The sequence below is a fragment of the Paraburkholderia sp. C35 genome (genome assembly GCF_003121405.1).
Classification (GTDB): Bacteria; Pseudomonadota; Gammaproteobacteria; order Burkholderiales; family Burkholderiaceae; genus Paraburkholderia.
The window spans coordinates 15,913-32,537 of sequence record NZ_QBUY01000070.1 but is presented as its reverse complement, the minus strand read 5'-3'; the positions used below and the strand labels follow the sequence as shown (position 1 = coordinate 32,537).

The 16,625-nt window shown below is 62.6% G+C and carries 10 protein-coding genes, 1 pseudogene and 2 riboswitches; of the genes and pseudogenes, 5 read left to right on the top strand and 6 right to left on the bottom strand.

All coding sequences use genetic code 11. The features are described 5' to 3' along the window. The 6 genes and pseudogenes from DK391_RS30230 to DK391_RS30205 form a co-directional block, all read right to left on the bottom strand. Window positions 1–3,438, bottom strand: a pseudogene (locus DK391_RS30230) (hypothetical protein); the annotation flags it as partial. 911 nt (window positions 3,439–4,349) lie between these two features. Next, window positions 4,350–4,991, bottom strand: coding sequence for a VWA domain-containing protein (locus DK391_RS30225; protein ID WP_109481674.1), 642 nt, complete (start codon window positions 4,989–4,991; stop codon window positions 4,350–4,352). Window positions 4,992–5,020: 29 nt separating this feature from the next. After that, entirely contained in the window at window positions 5,021–6,070 is a 1,050-nt protein-coding gene (locus tag DK391_RS30220) for an ATP-binding protein (protein WP_109481673.1), read from the bottom strand. Further along, on the bottom strand, window positions 6,067–9,867 hold the full coding sequence (gene cobN, locus DK391_RS30215) for a cobaltochelatase subunit CobN (protein ID WP_109481672.1): 3,801 nt from the start codon (window positions 9,865–9,867) through the stop codon (window positions 6,067–6,069). The genes DK391_RS30220 and cobN overlap by 4 nt, the downstream gene beginning before the upstream one ends. Window positions 9,868–9,877: 10 nt before the next feature. After that, the gene (gene cobW, locus DK391_RS30210) at window positions 9,878–10,975 is read right to left on the bottom strand and encodes a cobalamin biosynthesis protein CobW (RefSeq protein ID WP_109481671.1); all 1,098 of its coding nucleotides are present in this window, start codon (window positions 10,973–10,975) and stop codon (window positions 9,878–9,880) included. A 189-nt stretch (window positions 10,976–11,164) separates the two neighbouring features. Beyond that, window positions 11,165–11,436, bottom strand: a riboswitch (cobalamin riboswitch). A 133-nt stretch (window positions 11,437–11,569) separates the two neighbouring features. After that, the gene (locus DK391_RS30205) at window positions 11,570–12,151 is read right to left on the bottom strand and encodes a hypothetical protein (RefSeq protein WP_109481670.1); all 582 of its coding nucleotides are present in this window, start codon (window positions 12,149–12,151) and stop codon (window positions 11,570–11,572) included. 291 nt (window positions 12,152–12,442) lie between these two features. Then, window positions 12,443–12,713, top strand: a riboswitch (cobalamin riboswitch). Between the two features lie 152 nt (window positions 12,714–12,865). Between DK391_RS30205 and cobA the strand changes: the two genes are divergently transcribed. Genes cobA through bluB form a run of 5 tightly spaced genes read left to right on the top strand, consistent with a single transcriptional unit; the run spans window position 12,866 to window position 16,614 of the window. Beyond that, complete coding sequence (gene cobA / locus DK391_RS30200; protein ID WP_109481669.1) at window positions 12,866–13,612, top strand: uroporphyrinogen-III C-methyltransferase; 747 nt, start codon at window positions 12,866–12,868, stop codon at window positions 13,610–13,612. Further along, window positions 13,609–14,028 (top strand): cobalamin biosynthesis protein, encoded by a 420-nt coding sequence (locus DK391_RS30195; RefSeq protein WP_109481668.1) that lies wholly within the window; start codon window positions 13,609–13,611, stop codon window positions 14,026–14,028. Before cobA ends, DK391_RS30195 begins: the two co-directional genes overlap by 4 nt. After that, complete coding sequence (cobO, locus tag DK391_RS30190) at window positions 14,025–14,627, top strand: cob(I)yrinic acid a,c-diamide adenosyltransferase (protein WP_109481667.1); 603 nt, start codon at window positions 14,025–14,027, stop codon at window positions 14,625–14,627. The genes DK391_RS30195 and cobO overlap by 4 nt, the downstream gene beginning before the upstream one ends. A 3-nt stretch (window positions 14,628–14,630) precedes the next feature. Continuing rightward, the gene (locus DK391_RS30185; protein ID WP_109481666.1) at window positions 14,631–15,935 is read left to right on the top strand and encodes a cobyrinate a,c-diamide synthase; all 1,305 of its coding nucleotides are present in this window, start codon (window positions 14,631–14,633) and stop codon (window positions 15,933–15,935) included. Further along, on the top strand, window positions 15,919–16,614 hold the full coding sequence (gene bluB, locus DK391_RS30180) for a 5,6-dimethylbenzimidazole synthase (RefSeq protein ID WP_109481665.1): 696 nt from the start codon (window positions 15,919–15,921) through the stop codon (window positions 16,612–16,614). Before DK391_RS30185 ends, bluB begins: the two co-directional genes overlap by 17 nt. The last annotated feature ends 11 nt before the right edge of the window (window positions 16,615–16,625 follow it).

Below are 16,625 nucleotides of genomic sequence, written 5' to 3'. Positions count from 1 at the left end.
ACCGCCACCGATCACGTTAGCCGTCGATGCCGCCACGTTGTACAGCTGCGCGCCGTTCACCGCGTCGAGGCTCGATGCGTTCACCTGGCCTGCGGCTACGCCCGTCAGAACACGTGCACCCTTCGTACCCGTGAAATCGACGATCGAACCGTCCGTCTTGGATGCAACGAGAATGTTCTTGCTCGTTGCATCCTGCGTCACCAGACCGATACCGCCATTGTTGATCTGCGTCTGCAGGTTCGTGATATCGGTCGTGTTCGCCGTCACGCGGTTGTCGAGGTTCGTGATCGCACTAGCAACGTTCGTCACCGTCGAGCCACCCACGTTGAACGTCGGGTTGCTGATCGTACCGTCGGTCTTCACCGTCGAGCCGCCACCGATCACGTTAGCCGTCGATGCCGCCACGTTGTACAGCTGCGCGCCGTTCACCGCGTCGAGGCTCGATGCGTTCACCGCGCCTGCTGCCAGGTTGGTGATCTTCGTGCCCTTTGCGCCCTTCAGCGAGATCGAGTCCTTCGTGGACGAATCGTAGTCCACTGCGAGCGCGTCACCACCCGAAGCGATACGCGTATCCAGCGAGGTCAGCGCTGCCGCTACGTTGACGTACGTGCTGCCCGCCAGCGTATAGGCCGGAGCGACGATTGCGCCCGTGGTCGGGTTGACGGATGCGCCGCCGCCAAGTGCCGTCGTCACGCCTGTGAGCTGCGAAACGTTGACCGCGTCGGTGGGTTGCAGACCTGCGGCAACGTTGATGATGCGACGTTGCAGCTTGCTGCTGCCCACCGAGACGACGTTCGTCAGACCACCGTCATTACTTGCGTAACCCAGCGCAACGCTGTTCGTGCCCGAGGCCATGACGTTCTTGCCGATTGCCACAGTACCCTGCTCGACTGCCTGAGCATTATTGCCAATGGCGAGCGCGTCGTTGGCCGTTGCACCGGCGGCATTGTTGCCGATCACGATCGCGTTGATACCTGTAGCGCCGGCATTCGAACCCATCGCCACGGCGTTGGTGCCGTAGGCCTGTACGTTCTGCCCGATACCCACCGCCGCTTCGGACGCGACGCGAGCGTTGCCGCCCACTGCCACTGCGTTGTTCGCGTCGGCAGCCGTGGCCAGACCGATGGCGATCGCATCCGTACCGGTGGCCTCGATGGAATTACCCTTATCCGTCGGACCCGAGACGATCAGCTGGTCAGGTGTCAACGACGATGTCGCACCCAGCAGACCCGACGAGCGCACCGCCGACGTCAGCAAGGTGGACTGGGAACGCGACGAACTCAGGTTCAGATTGCTGATCGCCGTCTGAATATCCGAATTCACCTGGCCCACGGTTGCGGCATCGGTATCGTTGATACCGTCAGCAACGTTGACGATGCGACGCATCTGTGATGCCGCCAGACCGCCCACTGCAAACGTGTTCGCACCCGACGCGACGGAACCATACCCGATGGCCACCGAATTCGAATACGTTGCACGCGCAGCGGCTCCGATCGCCAGCGCACCCGCGTTGCTCGCAAACGCACCACCGCCGATTGCAACTGCATCCGTACCGGAAGCCTGCGCGGTCGTAGCATCGGTTGCACCGAACCGGATGTACTTGATGCCCTCCTGCAGATTGCCCATGCCGCTGTAGATGTTGCTCAGCGCATCACCCACATTCGAGTACGTCTGATTCGACAGAACGTATGCCGGCTTCACGATGGAACCGTCTGCCGCCACCGATGCACCCGCACCCAGCGCCGCCGTCACGCCCGAAAGCTGCGAGACGTTGACGGCATCGTTGGCTTGCTGGCCCGCCGCCACGTTCACGATCTGACGTTGCAAGGTAGAAGAACCCACCGACACCGTGTTCGCGCGATCAGCCATCGAGTTCGCACCCAGCGCCACTGCGTTGCTTGCGCTCGCCGTCGCTGCCGGACCCGCTGCTACGCTATCCGTGCCATTTGCCGATGCAGCCGCCAGGGAGGAATTCACCTGGAAGTACTTCATGTTCGCGCCGCCGTTCGCGATGTTGTTGACGATGTTGTTAAGGTAATTGACGTTATTGCTAACGTTATTGACCTTTGCATCCTCTGCCATCAACTGGCTCACGTTCACCGCGTCCGTTGCGGCCGAACCGGCTGCCACGTTCGTGAGGCGACGATTCAGGCTCGCATTGCCCACCGACACTTCGCCCGATGCCGTCGCACCCGACAGCGTGCCATTGCCCGGATTGAATGCCGTCGCCGACAGGTTCGCCGTGGTCGTTGCATTCGAACCCAATGCTACCGAGTTCGACGCCGTTGCCATTGCGGCACCGCCGATCGCCACCGCGTTCGCACCCGATGCCGTCGAATCAGCCAGGGTCGAGTTGGCATGGAAATACTTGATGCCACCACCGTGGACAATATTCGTCACCTGGTTGTTGATGTTCGTCACACGGCCATCGAGGTTCGTGATCGCGCCAGCCACGTTGTTATACGTGGTGCCGCCAGCGATGTACGTCGGTGCACTCATGTTGCCCGTCGTCGGGTCGTAGCTTGCGCCGCCACCCAGTGCCGCCGCCGTCGCTGTGCCATCCGCGTTGACCTTTGCGTCTTCCGATTGCAACTGGCTCACGTTCACTGCGTCCGTCGCCGCCGAACCGGCTGCCACGTTGGTGAGGCGACGATTCAGGCTCGCATTGCCCACCGACACTTCACCCGATGCCGTCGCACCCGACAGCGTGCCATTGCCTGGATTGAATGCCGTCGTCGACAGGTTCGCCGTCGTCGTTGCGTTCGAACCCAATGCTACCGAGTTCGAGGCCGTCGCCATCGCAGCACCGCCGATCGCCACCGCGTTCGCACCCGATGCCGTCGAATCAGCCAGGGTCGAGTTGGCATGGAAGTACTTGATGCCACCACCATTGACGATATTCGTCACCTGGTTGTTGATGCTCGTGATGCTGCCGCTGATGTTATTGACGGTGTTGCTCAGGTTAACAACGTTGTTCGAGACACCGTTGACCTTTGCGTCTTCGGCCATCAACTGGCTCAGGTTCACCGCATCCGTTGCCGCATAGCCTGCGGCAACGTTCGTGATGCGACGTTCCTTGCCTGCGGCGCCAACCGATACTTCACCGCCTGCTGCCGTCGAAGCCGATATCGACGTGCCGCCAACCGGCGCGAAGCCCGCCGTGCCCAGCGTCGCCGAATTCGCTACCGAGTTCGAGCCCAGCGCGACCGAGTTCGCCGTCGCTGCGCTCGCGGCACCGCCGATCGCCACCGACTCCGTACCCGCTACCACCGAGTCCGCCTGCGTCGAGTTCGCGTGGAAGTACTTGGTACTGGAACCACCGGCCGACATATTGTTGACCTGCGCCTGCAGCCCATAAATCTGCGAGCCGTTCACCGCATCCTGGCTAGAGGCGGAGATCGTGCCCGCGGCCAGGTTAGTGATCTTGTTGTTGTTCATTGTGACGGTATTCAGAATGCTGATACCGGCATTACCCTTCAATTCTAGGAGACCACTCCCATAGCCCGTAACACGTGCAGTGGCGTACGGCGTACCATTCCCCCCGGTATTTGGATCCCCAGCGTTGGTTAGCGAGAACCTCATATCGTTCGAGGTGGTACACGCTATATCATTGCCGCTGTTGCTAATGCCCAACGACTTACCGGACACGGGACCACATACTTCTACGCCACCATAGCTGTACGGGCTGGACTGTGCGAACGCACTGCCGGAGAAGACGCTGAAGCCCGCTCCCGCCGCGACAACGGCAGTTGCCAGTGCCGCCTTTCCGCCTGCTTTCTTGCCGCGCGCACGAGCCGTTTCCTGCGCCGCTACATAGGTACCAGTCGATTCATTCCAGACTGACCGATAAGTCTTATTCATTCGTTATCCTATATATATGAATCAGTTGCGTTTTCAATCAACCCCACATTCCGCACTTTGCTATCTGATCGATCTGGCCTTATTGACAGCGCACATAACCGCCCGCTTCGGCACTATTCAGACACTCGCAATCGAGCCACGCCATACAATCTTGATAAACACGCGGGACGATCAAATAGCAACCACACCTGGCTCACGCAAGATATGGAAGTATTCGAAGATGTCGAATAGGACGAGTCCGATTGCGAAACTACACCTCAATATTTCGAAACTTTCCTACGTCACAGCATCTGAATTCGATGCAAGACGCCACCATCGCGGTGCTTTAGAAATCGAAACAATTTGTTCAGACTGAAAATAGTCTGATTGGAGGATAGAAAGACGAGGACACCACGGTGAACACGGAATGCGGATGAAAACCGAGGTGGCAAAGAGGCAGGGGAAAACTATGGACGCAGCACGCCGGAGAGGCGTCGGTAATTTATCTTCTACTTATCGATCAATGTTTCACAGGGAAAATAAGCGCCGCCCCACTCGATCGCGAGTTGTCGCAACAGGCCGAATCGGTTCTTCCCTTGTTCGAAATCGTCCAGCACGACGTGATCGACCGCCGCAGGGCGCCCAGTCGAAGCACGCGTACGTCCGTCGGAAAGAATCCACAACCAGCGTTGCTGCTCAGGTCTGCGCCGCGCGGCAAGACCTAGTAGTCGGGAAGCTGTCTCCACACCATGCGTCAGCGGTGAGCCACCACCACCACCGATGGGCGTAACCCAGCGCTCATTCCATCCGCGCGGCACAGCGGGACCAACACGCACGTCCGAACGTTCGCCACCAAAACAGACGAGCGCCACTTCATGACGCTCGATCCGCGCGCGGTCGAACAGCGCAACCAGCATGCCTTTGGCGAGCGCAAGCCTTTTCCCGGCCAGCATCGATCCCGAGCAATCGAGCACGAAACAATGCAGCACGCCACCGCGGGCCTCTTCATGCACAAATCGCAGATGTTCAGGCAGCAAAGGCGTATTGCGCTTCGCCATGAGCGTGCACGGCCATGCGATGCGGCGCGCGCCGGACGAACCGTCACGCGCCGCATTGCCCGCGCCTTGTCGCCACCGAAAACCGCTGCGCATCAAGCGAGCGGCTGCGCCCTTCCGATGGCTCAGCGTTTTTTTGAGTCGAGAGGAATGACGCCCTTGATGCCCGCGACACGCGACATACCAACAGGCTCAGGTGGGAGATAACCGTAATCGCTTTCAGCCGAAGCAGTTGCGCTATCGGTTGAAGCAGGGTCTTGAGGAGACTGCGGCGATTGCCGCGCATCGTGAGGAGCGTGAGCCGCGCTTTCATCATGTCGGCGCCGATGCAACAACACCGATTCCGCGACACGATCAACATGCTCGACACTCACCGCACCGGCTTGTTCAAGCGCGGCAAGCGCACGGGCCGCGCGCAGCATCACCAGATCGGCGCGCAAGCCGTCCACACCGGCAGCAATGCACAACTCGCTGACCCGAGCATGCACGGAATCGTCGAACGACAAATGCGCCAATGCCGCACGAGCGTCGCGAATCTGCGCGACGTGTGCATCCTGGCGCGCCGCATGAGAAGCACGAAACGCAGCGGCATCCAGATCGAAAGCCAGCCGCGCTTTCACGATCGCCTGACGCGTTTGTGGCTCGAAACAGTTCTCCAGTTGGACCATCAGGCCAAAGCGATCCGTCAGTTGAGGACGCAACTCGCCCTCTTCCGGATTCATCGTGCCGATCAGCACGAAACTCGCATCGTGCGTGTGAGAAACGCCATCGCGCTCAACCGTATTCACGCCGCTCGCAGCGACATCGAGCAGTGCATCCACGAGTGCATCGGGCAGCAGATTCACTTCATCGACATACAGCACGCCGCGATGCGCCTTCGCCAGCAATCCCGGCGAAAACCGCACCGACGCATCGCGCAACGCCGATTCGATATCGAGCGTACCGATCAGGCGATCCTCGCTTGCGCCCAAAGGCAGCGTCACGAACTGCCCTTCGGGCAACAGTTCAGCAAGCGCACGCGCTGCCGTCGATTTAGCCGTCCCGCGCGGCCCGCTAACCAGCACGCCGCCGATGCCAGGATCGACAGCCGCCAACAACAGCGCCTGCTGCAACGGCGCCTGACCGATCAACGCAGAAAACGGAAATACGGCACGCGGCGCGTGAGCCTGGCTCATGATCGTGATCCTTCGATATGCTGTTCGCTATCCAGCAGATGCTGCTCGACCTGCGCGCGATAGTCGCCGGGTTGCTGCCAGAGCCCGCGCTGCATCGCTTCGAGCAACCGCTCGCAGACACCATGCAACGCATGCGGATTGTGCTTGCGCATGAACTCGCGCGTATCGGCGTCGTTCAGATACGCGTCGGTGACGAGCGCATATTGATGATCGGCGACCACGCGCGCGGTCGCATCGTAGCCGTACAGATAGTCGACCGTCGCCGCGATTTCTGCCGCGCCCTTGTAACCGTGCCGCTTCACACCATCGAGCCACTTCGGATTCACGACACGCGAACGGATCACACGCGCAATCTCTTCATGCAGCGTGCGCACGCGAGGCGTATCGGGGTTGCTGTGATCGGCGTGATACACATGCGGCTGCGCGCCCGCGAGATGCCGCACGGCTGCCGTCATGCCGCCCTGAAACTGGTAGTAGTCGTTCGAATCGAGCACGTCGTGCTCGCGATTGTCCTGGTTCTGCAATACGACATCCATCGCGGCGAGACGCGTGCCGAATGCGTGCCGCGCTTCTTCGCCCGCGCTTTTCTGCGTGTACGCATAACCGCCCCACGACAGATACGCATTCGCGAGATCGGCGTCGGTGTCCCATTGACGCGTGTCGATCATCTGCTGCAAGCCCGCGCCATACGAACCTGGACGCGCGCTGAACACACGAAAGCCCGCCCGTCTGCGCGCTTCATCGGGTGCGACGCCGCGCGCGATCCACGCGTCGCGCTCCCGCAGCACACGGGCGCGAATCGGATTGACGTCTTCAGGCTCGTCGAGTTCGGCGACGGCCTGCACGGCGGCATCGAACAGATGCATCACGTTTGCGAACGCATCGCGAAAGAATCCCGACACACGCAAAGTCACGTCGATACGCGGACGGTCGAACGCCGCAATCGGCATGATCTCGAAGTCCGTCACGCGATGACTGCCGGGCGCCCACTTCGGCCGCACGCCCAGCAGTGCCAACGCTTGCGCGATATCGTCGCCGCCGGTGCGCATCGTTGCCGTGCCCCACACAGAAAGGCCGATCGCGCGAGGATAATCGCCATGCTCCTGCAGATGCCGCTCGATCAGCGTCTGCGCGGACTTCAAGCCGAGCGACCACGCCGCCTGCGTCGGAATGGCACGCGTATCGACGGAATAGAAGTTGCGGCCAGTCGGCAACACGTCAGGGCGTCCGCGTGACGGCGATCCGCTCGGACCCGGCGGCACGAAACGTCCTTCGAGTCCGCGCTTCAGATGCATCAGTTCATGCGGACCGCACGCGTCGAGACGCGGCAAAACATCGTCGCGCAGACGTTCGACCACACGCGATGCTTGCGGCAGTTCGTGCGCAACGTCAATCGCACTCGCCGACAGCATGCCGCACATGTCATCGAGCAACGATGCCGCGAGCAATTCAAGTCGCTCGCGCGTATCGCCGTTGTGACGCCACGGCGCATCGCTGACCTGTTGCAGGATGGAAGGGCGCGGACCATTCCACTCGGCAGACCAGTCCGCCGAAAGCGGATCGAACAGATGATCGACCTGAAGATCGCGCGCCAACGCATCGATCAGGCCCGCCTTCGCGCCCTGACCATCGCCAATCGGAAACCGTCCGAGCGCCAGCAGCGTATCGCGCCGCTGCACGCCTTCCGGCGACTGCCCGAACGTGTGCAAGCCATCGCGGATCTGCGCTTCTTTCAACTCGCACAGCCATGCATCGACGCGCGTCAGCAGTTCATCTTCTGCATCGAGATTCGAAGGCGCTGCGAGGCTCAACTCTTCATGCAACCGATGCGTGACAATCGTGTCGAGAATCGTCTTGCGCAACAGTTTCGCGCGACGCGGATCGACCATCAACGCGTCGTAGTATTCGTCAACCTGCCGTTCGAGATCCTGCAACGGCCCGTAGTTTTCTGCGCGCGTGAGCGGCGGCATCAGATGATCGACGATCACGGCCTGCGTGCGGCGTTTGGCCTGACTGCCCTCGCCCGGATCATTGACGATGAACGGATACAGATGCGGCAACGGCCCGAGAATCGCGTCGGGCCAGCACACATCGCTCAACGCCACGCTCTTGCCCGGCAGCCATTCCAGGTTGCCGTGCTTGCCGACATGCACGACGGCATCGATATTGAAGTGATGGCGCAGCCAGAAATAGAACGCGAGATACGCATGCGGCGGCACGAGTTCCGCGTCGTGATAGCTCGCGTAATCGTTCTGTTCTCGCGAGCGCGGCGGCTGGATGCCGATAAACACTTGCCCGCAGCGCCAGCCCGCGATCATGAAGCGCCCGCGGCGCACAGTCGGATCATGCTCAGGCGCGCCCCACTTCGCGTTGAGCGCATCACGCATCGGCTGCGGCAAGCGCGCGAAGTGCGCCATGTAATCGCTCAATGCGAGGCTTTGCAGCGCAGGCCGCAGGTCACGCACCACGGGATCATTGGTCACACCTTGCGTCAGCGTGTCCATCAACGCGTCGCCATTCGCGGGAACGTCTTCGACGCGATAGCCTTCGTCGCGCAGCATCGTGAGAATGTTCACGACGGACGCAGGTGTATCGAGTCCGACGCCATTGCCGATGCGCCCTTCGCTCATCGGATAGTTCGCGAGGATCAGCGCGAGCTTCTTGTCAGTGTTCGGCTTGATGCGCAGCCGGCACCAGCGCTCGCTCAACTCTGCAAGAAAAGCAATGCGCTCGTGATCCGGCTGGTAACGCACCACATCCACTTCCGTATGCGGACAGCGATACGCAAGCCCCTTGAAACTGATCGCGCGCGTGATGATGCGGCCATCCACTTCAGGCAGCGCGACATGCATCGCGATGTCGCGTGAATTGAGGCCGTGATTGTCCTTGAGCCAGTCTTCGCGATTGCCGCCGCTCAGGATCACCTGCATCACGGGCGCGTCGCCTGCCAGCGCGAGCGGTTCGAGATCGTCGATTGCGGACGCCGCGAACGCCGTCGTATTCAGCACCAGCGCGATGTTGTGCTGCGCGGCAAGTTGCTGCACGACATCGCGGCTGATCGCGTCTTTCAACGAAGTGATGGCGACGGGCAGCGGATTCATCCCACGCGCTTCGAGCGCGTCGATCAGTGCGTCGAACACCGCCGTGTTGGCGGCCTGCAAATGCGCCTTGTAAAACAGGATCGCAACAACAGGCGCGCCCGGTTTCCAGCGCGCCTGCCAGTCATCTATCGTCGCGAGATCGCGCGCGGGGTGATACAGCGCGGCAGCGGGCAACGGGCTGGGCGGCGCCGGCTCCTTGCCCCAGCCAAGCGCGCGCCACGCGATACAGCGCATGAACGACTCGGCGTTATGCGCGCCGCCTTCGCGCAGATAGCGCCACAACTGATGACACAGATCTGCGTCGGCGGTGCTGCGCGCGAGCAGATTCGGGTCTTCCTGCAGATCGCCGGAAAACATCGCGAGCGTCTGGCCTTTGCGCTGCGCGAGCTCGACGACCTGTTCGATCCCATACGGCCAGTACGCCTCGCCGCCCAGATGATCGACGACCACGACGCGCGCGTGCTGCAACACGTCGTCAATATAGAAGTCCACCGATGCAGGCTGCCGCAGATACGTGACATTCGCGAGCCGCACGCTCGGAAAGCCTTCGCCCAACCGCGGCACGACGCTCGCGAGCAGCGACAGCGTCGTGTCGGCGGAACTGAGGATCACGATGTCGGCGGGCTTCTGATCGATACGGATCACGCCCTGCGTATCGTCGACAAAACCGCCCGGGACCGTGCGCAGCAGATGCATGGGGAGACCTTCAGGCCTGTTGCGGCAGTGCGTTCAAGGCTTCGTCGAGCGCCCGCTGCAAAACGGGCTGATCGAGGTCTTCGCCGATCAGCACGAAGCGGCTCAGCGACGCTGCATCGATTTCGCCCGCCTGCCAGCGCCGGTCGAAATAACTGTCGAAGCGCCGGCCCACGCCCTGGATCACGAGCCGCATTGCCGCGCCGGGCAACGCCGCAAAACCCTTCACGCGGTAAATGGTGTGACCTTCCACCACGCGCTGCAACGCCGCGATCATTGCTTCACGCGACGTCGCACGCGCCGTGACGACGACCGAATCGAATTCATCGTGGTGATGATCGGCGTGTTCGGGATCATCGGCGGAGCCGTGATGATCGTGACGCAGGTGAATCGTTTCTTCCGACGCCGATTCCAGCCCCAGCAGCGCATGCAGATCGAGCTGCCCTCGATGCGCGCGCACCACCTTCACTTGCGGCGGAATTTCCTCGCGGATCACGGTTTCGACGCCAGCCTGCTGCGCTTCGTCGAGCAGATCGGTCTTGTTCAGGATCACGAGATCGGCAGCCGAAAGCTGGTCTTCGAACAGTTCGTGCAGCGGCGATTCGTGATCGAGATTCGGATCGGCCTTGCGCAGTTGATCGACAGCGACAGGATCTTCGGCAAACTGCCCGCTCGCGACGGCGGGACCGTCGCCCACCGTCACGACGGCATCGACGGTAAAGCTGTTCTTGATCGACGGCCAGTTGAAGGCCCGTACCAGCGGCTTCGGCAGCGCGAGACCCGACGTTTCGATCAGCACGTGGTCAATCTGCTCGCGCCGCTCGACCAATTGCTCCATCACAGGGAAGAACTCTTCCTGCACCGTGCAGCACAGACAGCCATTCGCGAGCTCATACAACTGCCCTTCCGTTTCGTTGCCGTTTTCATCGCAACCGATGCCGCAACCCTTGAGAATCTCGCCGTCGATACCCAGTTCGCCGAACTCGGTGACGATCACCGCAATGCGCAAGCCGCCCGCGTGTTCGAGGATGTGACGCATCAACGTCGTTTTGCCGCTGCCGAGAAAGCCCGTGACGATCGTGACAGGAATCTTGCGCATCTGTGTCTGCATGGTGGCTCCGTTGCCCAAAGTGCGGTCGGGTGATCTGGACATTCACATGCCGAACGCGGCACGCGATGCCATAAATGATGCACGGGGACGAAAACGGCGCCGCACGCGCCTCGCGTGCCTGGATCATCCAGGCAGGAAAGCACGATGCAACGCATAAGGAATCGTGAACGCACGGCCGCATCCCCGCAGCAGTGCGTCGTTTTCTCGGGCCGGTATCCGGGCTGGTGAAAGCGCCGCCTCTCCTTCCCGCACGAGCGTTTTCGCGCAGTGGATTGTCTGCATGGGCCGCTATTGGACGCACATGCAGCGAGGCCGGCTCTGCATCGTCTATGCGATGCGTTCACCTACCGTTGCGGGGAGCAGCATAGTTTGGGCGCGGCATTCATGCGCGCGGCCCGCTATTTCCCGTTTAACTGCGCGCGCAGAAAGCGCGCGCGAGCACCTGAGTGCGTGCGAGTTTAGGCCCGCGGGCAGGCAGCGTCAAGGCAAGACGGCGGCATGAGAGGCGTCTCAGGCCGTTGTCTGCTCGCGCGGGTTCGCAAAAGGAGGGAAACCGCCGGCTGCCGTGCAGCGACAGCCTCGCGGTGTGGTGATTCAGTGGGTCGCAGGTTGCGACGTGATTTCGACGGCAGTTGCCGAGACGAACACCGCATGGATCGAGTCACCGACGTGCAGATTCTTCAGATCGAAATCCGGCGTGACCTGGATGACCTGCGTCTGGTAAGCGCCGCGCAGCGTCAGCAGGCGTTTGTTCTGATCGATTTTCTGCACGGTCGACAGCGTTTCGACCTGATGCGCCGTCTCGCGATTCCCGTCCCCGCGCAAGGTGACCTGCGAATCGACCCGCTCACGAATACCCTTGCCCACCGGATCAACCTTGTCGGCCTGAACGAGCAGCGCGTTCTTGTACAGCACGTCGACCTGGTCACCGACGCGCAGCTTGTCGAACCCCGTCACCTTGCTGCTGACCTGCATCGTGACCTCGACGCCCGCTTCGCCCTGCAGCGTCAGCATGCGTGCGCCCGCGTCGAGCGCGACGATACGCGCCTTCAGACGCACGGGCGTCGCGGACTGCACGAGTGCATCTGCCGTGCTGGCGAGCGAATCCGCTGCCTCCGCGGAGCCGGCCACCAGCACAGCCGCGAGCAAAGCCGACGCGATCAGTGTCGTTTTCATATTGATTTTCTCCCTAAAAGTGAGTCTGCCTGTGTGCAGACAGGTGTAGTCGAAGCGGCATTCCGTTCCGTTTCATCCGGATTTTTTCCGCGCTCCGATTAGTTAGTTATCCAATATTTCATACTGGAAAAATGACTGGTATAACAGTTCCAGTCACTATAGCGAAGCCCCTTTCACTTCTGCCACTCTTGCCGTTCAAAAACAGTTTTTGAATTTATCGAAACGCGCCGGCATCTCACGTCCGGCGGGCACCCCGGAAAACCCCGTGGCGCGGCGGCGGGACGCGTGTGCTATCGTATCGGCGCATCGGGTGCCGCACGGACGTCGAACGTCTGCGCGGTTAAACGGGAAACAGGGAAGTGCCACCGCTTCGCAGCGCCGCCGCATCAGCACAAGCGAAACGAAAGCACTCAGCCTGTGCTGTCCCCGCAACGGTCACGCGGCGAGCGGAACGCAACACCTCCGCGCAGTGCGTTCAGGGCCACTGCCTGCAATCCGCAGGCGGGAAGGCGAACGCGATGAGCCGCCAGCCCGGATACCGGCCCGATGCAAGGGGGCGAGACCATCATCGCCATTCGCTGGAACCGCGGGAAACGGACACCAGCGCCCACGCGCGACGCAAGCTCATCTATCCGCAGCCGCCGCGCGTCACACGCAACATTGCATGACCAATCACACACAAGCGACCGCCCGTGCAGCGGCGCTTCCCCCGTCATGAGCCGCGCCTGGCTGATCGGCGCAGGCCCCGGCGACGTCGAGCTGCTGACGCTCAAGGCCGCGCGCACGCTCGCACTGGCCGATGTCGTGCTGGTCGACGATCTCGTCAATCCCGAAGTGCTGCAGTTCGCGCGCGGCGACGCGCAGATCGTGCACGTCGGCAAACGCGGCGGGCAGGCATCGACGCCGCAACCCGACATCGTCGCGATGATGCTCGAACACCTGCGCGCAGGCCGCAGCGTCGCGCGCCTCAAGGGCGGCGATCCGTTCGTGTTCGGCCGCGGCGGCGAAGAACAGCAGGCCTTGCAGGAAGCGGGCATCCACGTCGAAATCATCAGCGGAATCACGGCGGGCATCGCCGCACCCGCTGCCGTCGGCATTCCCGTCACGCATCGCGATCACGCGCAGGGCGTGGTCTTCGTCACGGGCCACGGCGCGGGCGAGCATGAAGCGGACTGGCGCGCACTCGCCGCCACACGCATGACGCTCGTGATCTACATGGGCATGCGGCGCCTGAGCGACATCGTCGATGCGCTGCTGCGCGCCGGCATGTCAGCCGACACGCCATGCGCGGCGATCCAGTCGGCGACGCGTCCCGAGCAGCGGCATGTGCTCGCAGGCTTGCAGGACCTCGCGCGAAGCGTGGCGGACGCAGGGCTCGGCTCGCCGTCCATCGTGGTGATCGGCGGCGTCGCCTCGCTGGCTGCGCCCGTCGATACGATGCTCGACCAGCCCGCGCCATGACGCCGCTGGTCGCAGGCATCGGATGCCGGCGCGGCGCGTCGGCCCAGCAGATCGAGGCCGCTGTGCGCGACGCGCTCGGCACGGCGCTGTCTTTCCACGCGCTCACGCTGATCGCATCGATCGATACAAAAGCCGATGAACCCGGCCTCGTCGCGTTCTGCGCCGCGCATTCGCTGCCGCTGCAAACCTTCACGCGCGACGCTATCGCCGCACTGGATGTCCCGCTCGATGCATCGCCGCATGCGCGCGCCCATCTCGGCATCGACGGCGTCTGCGAGCCGTGCGCCCTGCTCGCGGCGCGAGGCGGCGCATTGCTCGTGCCGAAGCACGTGCGCGACGGCGTGACCGTCGCCATCGCGTGCGCTGCCGCACACCCTCATTCAAACGACACACCGAGAATCAAGGAACATCGATGAAAACCGATCCCGAATCGCATGCACGCATGACGCAGCGCCGCCGCGAAGGCCACGAGAAAAAGCAGGCGCAGGCCAACGTCGAGAAGGGACTGCTGATCGTCAACACGGGCACGGGCAAGGGCAAAACGACGGCGGCATTCGGCATGGCCGTGCGCGTGCTGGGCCATGGGATGAAGCTGGGCGTGGTGCAATTCATCAAGGGCGCGTTGCATACTTCCGAGCGCGACTTTCTCGGCGCGGTGGCGAATTGCGATTTCGTCACGATGGGTGATGGCTACACGTGGAACACGCAGGACCGCGAAGCCGACATGGCGACGGCACGCAAGGGCTGGAACGAGGCACGCCGCATGATCGAAAGCGGCGAGTACCAGATGGTGATTCTCGACGAACTGAATACCGTGCTGAAGTACGAATATCTGCCGCTCGAGGAAGTGCTGGAAGTCGTGAACGCGCGGCCCGAGATGCTGCACGTCGTCATCACGGGCCGCCACGCACCTGACGCGCTGGTCGATGCCGCCGATCTCGTCACCGAGATGCGCCTCGTCAAGCATCCGTATCGCGAGCAGCACGTAAAAGCCCAGCGCGGCGTGGAGTTCTGAGCGATGCCCGCGTGCCCCGCTCTCTTCATCAGCGCGCCGGCGTCGGGTCAGGGCAAGACGACGGTGACGGCCGCGCTCGCGCGGCATCATCGACGCATGGGGCGCGAGGTGCGCGTGTTCAAGACGGGACCGGATTTTCTGGACCCGATGATTCTGGCGCGCGCGAGCGGCGCGCCCGTGTTGTCGCTGGATCTGTGGATGGTCGGCGAGCGCGCGTGCCGCACGTTGCTCGCGCAGGCCGCGCGCGAAGCGGATCTGATCCTGATCGAAGGCGTGATGGGTCTGTTCGACGGCACGCCGAGCAGCGCGGATCTCGCCGCGACATTCAATGTGCCCGTCGCTGCCGTGATTTCAGCCAAGGCGATGGCGCAGACATTCGGTGCCATCGCGTTCGGTCTCGCGCGCTTTCGTGCAGACGTGCCGTTTCATGGCGTGTTCGCCAATCGCGTCGGTTCGGCGCGTCACGCGCAGATGCTCGAAGAAGCCTTGCCGCATGATCTGACAATGCTCGGCCATCTGTCGGGTAACGATGCAATCGAGTTGCCCGATCGTCATCTCGGCCTGTTGCAGGCCGCAGAGATCGACGATCTCGACGCGCGTCTCGATCGCGCGGCCGATGCGCTCGCATCGACAGCGTTGGCGCAGTTGACGCCTGCCGTGATGTTCGAAGACGCCGCGAGCGCCGAGCCGTTGCTGCCTCTCCTGAACGGCATGCACATTGCCATCGCGCGCGACGCCGCCTTCTCGTTCATCTATCCGGCTAATCTGCAGTTGCTCGAAGCGCTCGGCGCGCGCGTCACGCATTTCTCGCCGCTCGCCGACGAAACCGTTCCCGACGATGCCGACGCGCTGTATCTGCCCGGCGGTTATCCGGAGCTGCATGCACAGACGCTCGCGGCCAGCACGCGCGCGGCGGCATCGATTCGCGCCCATGCTGGTGCGCACAAGACCATCGTCGCCGAATGCGGCGGCATGCTGTATCTGCTCGACAGTGTCACCGATACGCAAGGTCTCACCACGCCGATGCTGGGCCTGCTGCCCGGCAACGCGACCATGCAACAGCGCTTCACGGCACTCGGCATGCAGCAGATCGAACACAGCGCGCACGGCATACTCACGGGCCACACGTTTCACTACTCGCGCGTGAGCACGCCACTCGCTGCCGTCGCGCAAGCCACGCGCGCCCAGTCCGACGCACCCGGCGAAGCCGTCTATTGCCAGGGATCGATCGTCGCCACTTACATGCACGGCTACTGGCCGTCCAATCCAGCCTTCGCGGCTGCACTCTTCCATGGCCGAGCCTTTTAACGACGCCGAGCGCGCCGCCGTCTACCGCGCGATCTACGAACGGCGCGACATGCGCCATTTCGTCCCCACGCCCGTCGATCCCGCCGTGCTCGCACGTCTGATCGACGCCGCGCATCATGCGCCGAGCGTCGGCTATATGCAGCCCTGGCGCATCGGCCGCATCACCGATCCCGCGCTGCGCATGCAGTTGCATGACGTTGTCGAGCGCGAGCGTCTGCTGACGGCAGATGCACTCGGCAAGCGCCGCGAGGAGTTCATGAAGCTCAAGGTGGAAGGCATGCTCGAATGCGGCGAGCTGCTGGTGATGGCGCTGATGGATGGCCGCGAGAAACACGTGTTCGGGCGCCGCACGCTGCCCGAGATGGATCTCGCATCAGTGGCCTGCGCGATCCAGAACATGTGGCTCGCGGCGCGCGCGGAAGGGCTGGGAATGGGATGGGTGTCGCTGTTCGACGCCGACGAGGTGCGTGCGATGCTGGGCATGCCGGCCGGCGCGCGGCCCGTCGCACTGCTCTGCCTTGGGCATGTCGAGCGCTTCTATTCCGGACCGATGCTCGAAGCGGAAGGCTGGGCGACGCGTAGGCCGCTGAGCACGTGCGTGTTCGAAAATACCTGGCCCGACGTGCCGCAGGAGAGCGACACGGAACTGGCCGCCCAGACGCCGTCAAAGGCGCTCTGAACGCGCAGCGC

What these genes read in the sequence shown, in the direction of transcription:
- DK391_RS30225 (WP_109481674.1), bottom strand. Translation starts at nt 4,991, where the DNA reads ATGCGCAGCGGTTTTCGGTGGCGACAAGGCGCGGGCAATGCGGCGCGT.
- DK391_RS30220 (WP_109481673.1), bottom strand. Translation starts at nt 6,070, where the DNA reads ATGAGCCAGGCTCACGCGCCGCGTGCCGTATTTCCGTTTTCTGCGTTG.
- cobN (WP_109481672.1), bottom strand. Translation starts at nt 9,867, where the DNA reads ATGCATCTGCTGCGCACGGTCCCGGGCGGTTTTGTCGACGATACGCAG.
- cobW (WP_109481671.1), bottom strand. Translation starts at nt 10,975, where the DNA reads ATGCAGACACAGATGCGCAAGATTCCTGTCACGATCGTCACGGGCTTT.
- DK391_RS30205 (WP_109481670.1), bottom strand. Translation starts at nt 12,151, where the DNA reads ATGAAAACGACACTGATCGCGTCGGCTTTGCTCGCGGCTGTGCTGGTG.
- cobA (WP_109481669.1), top strand. Translation starts at nt 12,866, where the DNA reads ATGAGCCGCGCCTGGCTGATCGGCGCAGGCCCCGGCGACGTCGAGCTG.
- DK391_RS30195 (WP_109481668.1), top strand. Translation starts at nt 13,609, where the DNA reads ATGACGCCGCTGGTCGCAGGCATCGGATGCCGGCGCGGCGCGTCGGCC.
- cobO (WP_109481667.1), top strand. Translation starts at nt 14,025, where the DNA reads ATGAAAACCGATCCCGAATCGCATGCACGCATGACGCAGCGCCGCCGC.
- DK391_RS30185 (WP_109481666.1), top strand. Translation starts at nt 14,631, where the DNA reads ATGCCCGCGTGCCCCGCTCTCTTCATCAGCGCGCCGGCGTCGGGTCAG.
- bluB (WP_109481665.1), top strand. Translation starts at nt 15,919, where the DNA reads ATGGCCGAGCCTTTTAACGACGCCGAGCGCGCCGCCGTCTACCGCGCG.